The sequence below is a fragment of the Gilliamella sp. G0441 genome, assembly GCF_050589305.1.
In the GTDB taxonomy this organism is placed as follows: Bacteria; Pseudomonadota; Gammaproteobacteria; order Enterobacterales; family Orbaceae; genus Gilliamella.
This window is the reverse complement of record NZ_JBNRJF010000021.1, coordinates 1-9,247: the sequence shown is the minus strand read 5'-3', so window position 1 is coordinate 9,247 and position 9,247 is coordinate 1. Positions and strand designations below refer to the sequence as shown.

Genomic DNA, 9,247 nt, shown 5'->3' with positions numbered 1-9,247 from the left:
TGTGTCGTATTCAACGTGTGAAGTATTGATGGTAATACCACGTGCTTTTTCTTCTGGTGCGTTATCGATTTGATCGAATGCACGAGCTTGTCCGCCGTATTTTTTAGCAAGTACAGAAGTAATTGCAGCAGTTAAAGTTGTTTTACCATGGTCAACGTGGCCGATTGTACCAACGTTAACGTGGGGTTTTGTACGTTCAAATTTTTCTTTAGACATTTATTGTCCCTCAAATGTAATACAAATCGGTGGTGAATCACCACATTAACCAAGTATTATATTTTATATCAACATAATACTAACTTAAAATTAGCTCTGAATAATAACAGATAAAGCCGTCAAGTGACAAGCTTTTAAGCAGTCAAATTTGATATTTTTAGAAGTTTAGGAAAGTAACAAGAATGGTGCTGATAGGCAGATTTGAACTGCCGACCTCACCCTTACCAAGGGTGCGCTCTACCAACTGAGCTATATCAGCAATTGGAGCGGGCAGCGGGAATCGAACCCGCATCATCAGCTTGGAAGGCTGAGGTAATAGCCATTATACGATGCCCGCATGTTCAAACTCGGCTACCTAAATGCTTCAATTAGCTATTGCTAATGTTAGATATATGGTGGTGGGGGAAGGATTCGAACCTTCGAAGTGTGACACGGCAGATTTACAGTCTGCTCCCTTTGGCCGCTCGGGAACCCCACCCCGAATCTTTTTAAATTTGTCTACTTAGGAAAATGGTGCCGGCTGCCGGAATCGAACTGGCGACCTACTGATTACAAGTCAGTTGCTCTACCTACTGAGCTAAGCCGGCCTAAGTGCTGCGCATTATGGACTAGAACATTTAACCTTGCAAGCAAAAAAAACAAATTTTATTTTGTTTGCTTAAAAAAAAATCAAAAACATAAAAAAACCCTGAAATATAGACAATTTCAGGGTTTAATTTAATCAAAAATAATTTTTTAGATTATTTCTTTTTTACCGCTTTTTTCTTAGTAGTAGAAGCTACACCTTTAGCCGCTGTATGCACAGCAACATCTTCACTGATATCACCCTTATCTTGATATGGACGACCATAATAGGTATCAAGCAAGATTTGTTTTAGTTCAGCAATTAAAGGATAACGAGGATTTGCACCAGTACATTGGTCATCAAATGCATCTACAGCAAGTTGGTCAACTTGTGCTAAGAATGTTTTTTCATCCACACCAAACTCTTTTATAGAGAATGGTATTTCAAGATCTTTTCTAAGTTGATCTAACCAACCAATTAGTTTCTCAACTTTCTTCTCATCTTTATCCGCAGCAGCCGTTAAACCTAAATGATCAGCAATTTCAGCATATCGACGAATTGCTTGAGGATAACCATATTGACTAAATGTACCTTGTTTAGTTGGCTTATCTGTTGCATTAAAACGGACAACATTGCTGATGAGCATTGCATTAGCCACACCATGTGGAATATGGAAAGCTGCACCAATTTTATGCGCCATTGAGTGACAAATACCTAAAAATGCTTGAGCAAAGGCAACACCCGCTAATGTCGCTGCACTGTGTACTTTTTCGCGAGCGATAGGATTTTTAGCCCCTTCTTTATAGCTTGCCGGTAAATAGGACTTAAGCATACTTAAAGCTTGTAATGCTTGACCGTCAGAAAACTCTGTTGCCATTACTGACACATAAGCTTCTAAAGCATGAGTTACCGCATCATAACCGCCAGCAGCACAAAGTGAACGTGGCATATTCATCACTAAGTTAGCATCTACAATTGCCATATGAGGCGTAACAGCATAATCGGCTAACGGATATTTTTGTCCGGTTGCATCATCCGTCACAACCGCGAATGGCGTCACTTCAGAACCGGTGCCTGATGTTGTGGTAACACAGATCAATTTTGCTTTTTTGCCCATATTCGGGAAATGACAAGCACGTTTACGAATATCCATAAAACGTAATGCTAATTCATCGAATTTAGTTTCTGGGTGTTCATAAAGAACCCACATGATTTTTGCAGCATCCATTGGTGAACCACCGCCTAAAGCAATAACCGTATCAGGCTGGAATGCTCTCATTGATTCAGTCCCTTTACGAACAACACTTAAGGTTGGATCAGCTTCAACATCAAAGAATGTTTCACAAAGAACACCTTGTGACTCTAATTGATCGGTAATTTGTTTTGAATAACCATTGTTAAATAGGAATTTATCGGTGACTAAAAAGACTCGTTTTGCGCCTTGCTCAACGACTTCATTTAAAGCAATAGGAAGTGAGCCACGTTTAAAATAGATAGAACTTGGTAATTTGTGCCATAACATGTTTTCTGCTCTCTTAGCGATTGTTTTCTTGTTAAGTAAGTGTTTCGGTCCAACATTTTCAGATACCGAGTTACCTCCCCAAGAACCACAACCTAATGTTAGTGACGGCGCTAAATCAAAATTATATAAATCGCCAATACCACCATGCGCAGCAGGTTGGTTAATCAAAATACGGCAAGTTTTCATTTTTTTGCCAAAATAATCGATACGTTCACGATTGCTATCTTGATCGGTGTAAAGAACAGAAGTATGACCCATACCGCCCATTTCAACTAATTTTTCAGCCTTGTCTACGGCTTCAGTAAAATCTTTAGCTTTAAACATAGCTAACGTCGGTGAAAGTTTTTCATGCGCAAACGGTTCAGATAGATCAACTTTGCTCACTTCACCTACTAGTACTTTTGAACCTGCTGGTACTTTAAAACCTGCTAATTCAGCAATTTGGGTCGCTGGTTGACCAACGATATTGGCATTTAAAGCACCCTTATCATTTAAAATGATACCTTGAACGGCTTTTGTCTCTTTAGCATTTAAAACGTATGCACCGTATTGTGTCAACAAGCGACGTACTTCGTCATAAACAGAATCAACCACCACGATAGCCTGTTCAGAGGCACAAATCATACCATTATCAAACGTTTTAGACATCAGAACGGAAGCCACTGCTCGTTTTAAATCCGCTGTTTCGTCAATAATGACAGGCGTATTACCTGCGCCAACACCTAATGCAGGTTTACCTGAACTATAAGCTGCTTTCACCATACCTGGGCCACCGGTTGCTAAAATTGCAGCGACATCATCATGATGCATTAAAGCATTTGATAATTCGATAGAGGGTTCATCAATCCAACCAATAATATCTTTTGGCGCACCAGCTTTGATTGCTGCATTTAGAACAATTCTGGCTGCTTCAATAGTTGATTTTTTTGCTCTAGGATGAGGAGAGAAGACGATTGCGTTACGGGTTTTAAGACTGATAAGGGATTTGAAAATAGCGGTAGAAGTTGGATTGGTCGTTGGTACTATTCCGCATATGATCCCTAAAGGTTCGGCTAGCGTAATAGTTCCAAAGGGTTCATTTTCTGCCACTACGCCACAAGTTTTGTCATGACGATATTTGTTTAGAATATATTCTGCAGCAAATAAGTTTTTAATCACTTTATCTTCTACAATCCCCATACCCGATTCAGCAACAGCTTGTTGGGCTAGTGGAATTCTCGCAGCTGCAGCAGCTTTTGCAGCCTCCGTGAAAATTTTATCCACTTGTTCTTGAGTATAAGTTGAATAAGTTTCCTGTGCTTTTTTTACACGGGCCATTAACTCATTTAACTCATTCATATTAGTTACTGCCATAGATTACTCCTTGAAATTAAAAAATAAATCTGAATCGTTTGGCGTCTTCCTTGAATCTTTTAAATGCCTATGCATAATAACAAAACGAAATTGCCGTTATCGTAAATCAGTTTTTTACTTTATACAATAAGATCTTGCAGAAAAATAAATGTTATTGAAATAGATGAGCGATATTCCTAATATTAGATAAAAGAAATTAATTTTTGAGATTTTTAGATAAAAAAACTATTTTACTTAGGTAAAATAGCTTTTTTTAAATATGCTAAATTTTTTCGAAGAAATAAAAAGTTCACTTAAATTTTTGATAATTTGTCCAGTACATAACTAACAGCAACAAATCCAAAACTTGCCGTAACAGTCGTCACTGCGCCAAAACCTGATTCACAATCCATTTTTTTAGTGCCATGCGCTTCACTTTTCGTAAAACAGATTTGTCCATTCTCCGCCGGATATGTCAGTTGTTCTGTTGAGTAAACACAAGGTATCGAATATTTACCTTTACTATCTTTATTCAATTTATAATCGTTCTTCAATCTTTCTCGTAATTTAGCTGCCAAAGGGTCTTGAATGGTTTTAGCCAAATCAGCAATTTTAATCTGTGTTGGATCTTTTTGCCCACCTGCGCCACCAATAGTAATGACTTTCAATTTTTGTCGTCTGCAATAATTAAGCACGGCCGCTTTATCACGCACACTATCAATAGCATCAATGATATAATCATAACGAGGCAAGTTTTGAGCACCTAAATAATCTGAAACATTATCAATGTTTATAAAGTCATCAATTTGATTAACAATACATTCAGGATTAATTTGTAATATTCGCTCAGCCATGACGGCGGTTTTAGCTTTACCTATATTTGTGGTTAAAGCATGAATCTGGCGATTGGTATTAGTCACACAGACATCATCCATATCAATCAAAGTAATTTGCCCGATACCACTGCGAGCAAGGGATTCAGCTACCCAAGAACCAACACCACCAATCCCTATTACACAAATATGTGCACGAGCAAAACACGACAATGCGGATTGACCATACAACCGAGCAATGCCACTAAAACGTTGAAAATAACTGTCAGAAAATGTGTTATGCATAATTACCACTGATTTATCGAAATGTTAAAATACTAGCAGTGCATAAAGATTAACGCAACTAACGCTACTATTCTTGTCATTGAGGTTATCGGTATTAGACTCATAAATTAACTATTTACGACCTAATTTTAATATCTCTTGTGCCATTTGTTTAGTATGGGTTTGCATATATTTTACTAAATGGTCATTTTTTTTATTAAGTAAAATGAGATAAAAACGATTACGAGCCAAATGCGTTGATTCATCATAAGTACTGACGATTAAATAACCTATACCATTTTTTTCATCCGTTCCTACGGCATAAGAAACGTTACCTTCTTGAGTGACTTTCGGATCAGACGAACGCATTGCGATTTGCAATTTAAAGAGTTTTTGAGCATCTTGAGCATTGGCAACGATATCATCCATAATGATGAAATAATCTTCATAATAGGTTGCTGATTTAGGATCTTGCATGTACATAATTGCACGCTTATCATTAGGATTACCTGAACCACTATCGCGACTTTGATTATATATAATAGGTTTTATTGTGGAAATCTAATTTTTTTGGTAAATCATAAGCGGGTAATTTTTGATTAATTACCGTTAACATCGGACCATAGTTGCCAGGTTGATAATTACTTTCTAAAATCCCACAACCAAACAATAATATTGAGATAAAACTGATTGTAACTTTTTTCATTTTTGTTTCCTTTTATTTTTTATCAATTAATTTTAGATAAGTAAGAAAAATGAGACTAACTGATTTATTACCAAATAGTATCCGTGTGATTGCTCATTATAGGTATACCGTAAAATGAAGGAAAAAATCACGTTTTGGATTATTAGAAAGAAATCAATAGACAGAAAGTCATGTGATACCTTGTCTTTTTTGATATACAAGGCATCACAAAATAATCGCTTAGTTTTTGAAGGAGTGAATCGGAGCAGGAATACGCCCACCACGATTAATAAAATCAAATGAACTATATTTATTTACTGGCATCACAGGTGCATGACCCAATAACCCACCAAATTCAATATTATCACCCACTGTTAAACCAACCGCAGGAATGATGCGAACAGCAGTGGTCTTATGATTGATGACGCCGATTGCTGCTTCATCTGCAATAATAGCAGATATCGTTTCAGCTGGTGTATCACCCGGAATAGCAATCATATCAAGCCCGACCGAACAAACACAGGTCATTGCTTCTAATTTTTCTAAATTGAGTGCCCCCTTATTTACCGCATCAATCATCCCAGCATCTTCTGACACAGGAATAAATGCCCCACTTAAACCACCTACATGACCACATGCCATGACCCCACCTTTTTTGACAGCATCATTAAGCATCGCCAACGCAGCCGTTGTACCATGGGTTCCAACCACTTCCAGTCCCATTTCTTCTAAAATATGGGCAACTGAATCACCTATTGCAGGCGTTGGCGCTAAAGATAAATCAACAATACCAAATTTAACGCCTAAACGCTCCGAAGCCTCTTTACCAACAAGTTGTCCCATACGGGTAATTTTAAAAGCCGTTTTTTTGATTGTTTCCGCAATCACATCAAAAGGTTGACCTTTTACTTTTTCGAGTGCTCGCTTAACCACACCAGGTCCACTGACACCCACATTAATGACACAATCTGCTTCGCCTACACCATGAAAAGCCCCAGCCATAAACGGATTATCCTCAACAGCATTAGCAAACACAACTAATTTTGCACAAGCCATACTGCTATTATCCGCCGTTAATGCGGCCGCCTCTTTAATAATATGCCCCATCTGTTTTACGGCATCCATGTTGATACCGGTTTGCGTAGAACCTACGTTAACCGATGAACAAACGCGTTCTGTTTGGGCAAGAGCTTGTGGGATGGATTTAATCAAAATTTCATCACCTTTATGGTAACCTTTCTGCACTAACGCCGAAAATCCACCAATAAAGTTCACCCCCACCGCTTTAGCAGCTTGATCAAGTGTTTTTGCGAACGCGACATAATCACTATCATTACTTGCTCCTGCAATTAAGGATATTGGTGTAACAGAGATACGTTTATTAATAATTGGAATACCAAATTCAGACGTAATTTGATCACCAACTTTTACTAAATTTTTGGCTAATTTAGTAATTTTGTCATAGATTTTTTGACGGGCTTTTTCACCATCGCTATCAATACAATCAAGCAAAGAAATACCCATGGTTATTGTGCGAATATCAAGCTTTTCTTCCTCAATCATTTTAATTGTTTCGAGGATCTGTTTGGTTTCCATTAGTACTATCCTTCAGTAAAAATTATTGAATAAAATTTAAAGACGATGCATTGCATCAAATATCTCTTCGCGTTGAATATTTACTTTAACTTTAAGATTTTCGCCTGTTTGCGTTAAAGTATTTTTAACATCATCAAATGAAACATCGATTTTTGATAAATCGAGTAACATAATCATCGTGAAATATTCACCCATGATAGTTTGAGATACATCTAAAATATTAATATTCAATTCATATAATTTTTGACTTATACCAGCAATAATTCCGGTCTGGTCTTTTCCTATGACAGTTAAAATGGTTTTCATCACATACTCCGCACAAATTTTGGACAATCAAAAGATATTTACTTGGTTGATTATAATAACATCTTCAAAAATTATCGAAATAGGAGTAGATTGTTTTTTTGTTAAAAATAAAAAAACATTAAAATAAATAAGAAGGGCAACATTATGAAAAATTTCCAAAAATCAAATAAATTGGATCATGTCTGTTATGACATCCGTGGACCAATTCTTGAGCATGCAAAGCGTCTTGAAGAAGAAGGTCAAACTATACTAAAACTCAATATTGGAAATCCTGCCCCTTTTGGTTTTGCCGCACCTGATGAATTATTAGTTGATGTCATCCGTAATTTGCCTTCCTCACAAGGATATTCTGATTCAAAAGGACTTTACTCTGCACGTAAAGCTATTATGCAACACTATCAAGCCAGAGGAATAACAAGTTTAGATGTCGAAGACATTTTTATCGGCAATGGAGTTTCTGAACTTATCGTACAATCGATGCAAGCATTGCTCAATAGCGGTGATGAAATCTTAGTTCCTATGCCAGATTATCCATTATGGACAGCTGCAATTAGTTTATCTGGTGGTAGTGCTGTTCATTACCTTTGCGATGAAGAAGCCAATTGGTCGCCCGATTTAGAGGATATTAAAAGAAAGATCACCCCTAAAACCAAAGGAATTGTCATTATTAATCCTAATAACCCAACTGGTGCCGTTTATAGTAAACAACTTTTACTTGATATTGCAGAAATTGCACGTCAAAACAATCTTATTATTTTTGCTGACGAAATTTACGACAAAATTTTATATGATGATGCTGTTCATCATTCAATAGCCGCTTTAGCGCCCGATTTATTTGTCGTAACCATGAGCGGACTATCCAAAACTTATCGTGTTGCAGGTTTTAGGCAAGGATGGATGGCACTTTGTGGCCCGAAACAACATGTAAAAGGATACATTGAGGGGCTAAATATGTTGGCGTCAATGCGATTATGCGCCAATGTACCATTGCAACATGCCATTCAAGGTGCGCTTGGCGGTTATCAAAGTATTAATGAATTTATTGTTCCTGGTGGTCGTTTATATGATCAATGTATGCTTGCATGGCGCATGTTAAATGATATCCCAGGGGTAAGTTGTACTAAACCACAAGGCGCATTGTACTTATTTCCTAAACTTGATCAGCAAAAATTTAATATTCACAATGATCAGAAATTAGTTTTAGATTTTCTATTGCAAGAGAAAGTTCTTTTAGTACAAGGCAGTGGTTTCAACTGGCATAAACCCGATCATGTCAGAATTGTTGCGCTTCCACATATAGGTGAATTACAAGACGCTATTGAACGTTTTGCTAAATTTTTATCAAATTATCAACAATAAAACGAATTAACTCCCAATTTTAGTTGGGAGTTTTAAATCTGTAACACTACGCAAAATTGTTTAATTCCATTCAATGAATGATAATAAAAACTTTCAGTATTATGCTTAAACTCATTAATACTGCTCTATTTATGCTAACTAATTAATATGACAATATTAATTTATTAACTGGCACTCTATTTTATTTATATCTCTACAACTCTAGTCATTTTCAGTGTTCTAAAACTAAAATCTATTCACATGAAATAATAATCTGGAATGCTTCATATAAAAAACCCCCAATAAATGGGGGAAAGACCTGAAAGGATTGGGATAGACAGACTTCCTTGTCCGTCTTTGTCTTTGATGGTCATTACTGATTTACTTCGGTAACACCAAAATCAACTTTACTTGGTAACCCTGGCGATACTCTCACCACTTTTGGATTACGTCCGTTTACTTTATATGCTTTCGGTAAGCTTCGTGGGTCTAGCTTGATAACGAAGTTTGCTCCTCGCTCCCAACGGCCTCCCGATACACCGACTATATGGTAACGACCATGCGTATCGGTTGTGATGATCTCGCCACGG

The 9,247-nt window shown here is 37.0% G+C and carries 9 protein-coding genes and 4 tRNA genes; 1 reads left to right on the top strand and 12 read right to left on the bottom strand.

Translation table 11 applies throughout. The features are described from left to right. The 11 genes from ACKJXD_RS11740 to ACKJXD_RS11690 all read right to left on the bottom strand — a co-directional run. On the bottom strand, positions 1-216 hold a 216-nt coding region (locus tag ACKJXD_RS11740), incomplete at its 3' end, for a GTP-binding protein (RefSeq protein ID WP_430876396.1). A gap of 183 nt (positions 217-399) precedes the next feature. Continuing rightward, a tRNA-Thr gene (locus tag ACKJXD_RS11735) sits at positions 400-475 on the bottom strand. Between the two features lie 3 nt (positions 476-478). After that, positions 479-553 (bottom strand) — tRNA-Gly (locus ACKJXD_RS11730). Positions 554-609: 56 nt separating this feature from the next. After that, positions 610-694, bottom strand: a tRNA-Tyr gene (locus ACKJXD_RS11725). A gap of 33 nt (positions 695-727) precedes the next feature. Beyond that, positions 728-803: transfer RNA gene (locus ACKJXD_RS11720), tRNA-Thr, on the bottom strand. Positions 804-956: 153 nt separating this feature from the next. After that, entirely contained in the window at positions 957-3,656 is a 2,700-nt protein-coding gene (gene adhE, locus ACKJXD_RS11715; protein ID WP_430876395.1) for a bifunctional acetaldehyde-CoA/alcohol dehydrogenase, read from the bottom strand. Between the two features lie 293 nt (positions 3,657-3,949). Continuing rightward, entirely contained in the window at positions 3,950-4,753 is an 804-nt protein-coding gene (gene tcdA / locus ACKJXD_RS11710) for a tRNA cyclic N6-threonylcarbamoyladenosine(37) synthase TcdA (RefSeq protein ID WP_220215888.1), read from the bottom strand. A gap of 111 nt (positions 4,754-4,864) precedes the next feature. Further along, a complete protein-coding gene (locus tag ACKJXD_RS11705) occupies positions 4,865-5,215 on the bottom strand; it encodes a hypothetical protein (protein ID WP_430876394.1) in 351 nt (116 codons plus the stop codon). 49 nt (positions 5,216-5,264) lie between these two features. Then, the gene (locus ACKJXD_RS11700; protein ID WP_430876393.1) at positions 5,265-5,438 is read right to left on the bottom strand and encodes a hypothetical protein; all 174 of its coding nucleotides are present in this window, start codon (positions 5,436-5,438) and stop codon (positions 5,265-5,267) included. 219 nt (positions 5,439-5,657) lie between these two features. Then, positions 5,658-7,013 carry a PFL family protein gene (locus ACKJXD_RS11695; protein WP_430876392.1) on the bottom strand — a complete coding sequence of 452 codons (1,356 nt, stop codon included), beginning with the start codon at positions 7,011-7,013 and terminating at the stop codon, positions 5,658-5,660. 36 nt (positions 7,014-7,049) lie between these two features. Further along, the gene (locus tag ACKJXD_RS11690) at positions 7,050-7,319 is read right to left on the bottom strand and encodes an ACT domain-containing protein (RefSeq protein ID WP_065558707.1); all 270 of its coding nucleotides are present in this window, start codon (positions 7,317-7,319) and stop codon (positions 7,050-7,052) included. Between the two features lie 144 nt (positions 7,320-7,463). Here ACKJXD_RS11690 and ACKJXD_RS11685 point away from each other — a divergent pair, with 144 nt between their 5' ends. Beyond that, positions 7,464-8,678, top strand: a complete 1,215-nt coding sequence (locus tag ACKJXD_RS11685; protein WP_220215891.1) for a pyridoxal phosphate-dependent aminotransferase — start codon at positions 7,464-7,466, stop codon at positions 8,676-8,678. Between the two features lie 352 nt (positions 8,679-9,030). Here ACKJXD_RS11685 and ACKJXD_RS11680 read toward each other — a convergent pair. Further along, a partial coding sequence (locus ACKJXD_RS11680) for a hypothetical protein (protein ID WP_430876391.1) occupies positions 9,031-9,247 on the bottom strand: 217 nt, incomplete at its 5' end.

Excerpts from the sequence above, each read along its gene's own strand:
- adhE (WP_430876395.1), bottom strand. The coding sequence starts at position 3,656 with ATGGCAGTAACTAATATGAATGAGTTAAATGAGTTAATGGCCCGTGTA.
- tcdA (WP_220215888.1), bottom strand. The coding sequence starts at position 4,753 with ATGCATAACACATTTTCTGACAGTTATTTTCAACGTTTTAGTGGCATT.
- ACKJXD_RS11705 (WP_430876394.1), bottom strand. The coding sequence starts at position 5,215 with ATGTACATGCAAGATCCTAAATCAGCAACCTATTATGAAGATTATTTC.
- ACKJXD_RS11700 (WP_430876393.1), bottom strand. The coding sequence starts at position 5,438 with ATGAAAAAAGTTACAATCAGTTTTATCTCAATATTATTGTTTGGTTGT.
- ACKJXD_RS11695 (WP_430876392.1), bottom strand. The coding sequence starts at position 7,013 with ATGGAAACCAAACAGATCCTCGAAACAATTAAAATGATTGAGGAAGAA.
- ACKJXD_RS11690 (WP_065558707.1), bottom strand. The coding sequence starts at position 7,319 with ATGAAAACCATTTTAACTGTCATAGGAAAAGACCAGACCGGAATTATT.
- ACKJXD_RS11685 (WP_220215891.1), top strand. The coding sequence starts at position 7,464 with ATGAAAAATTTCCAAAAATCAAATAAATTGGATCATGTCTGTTATGAC.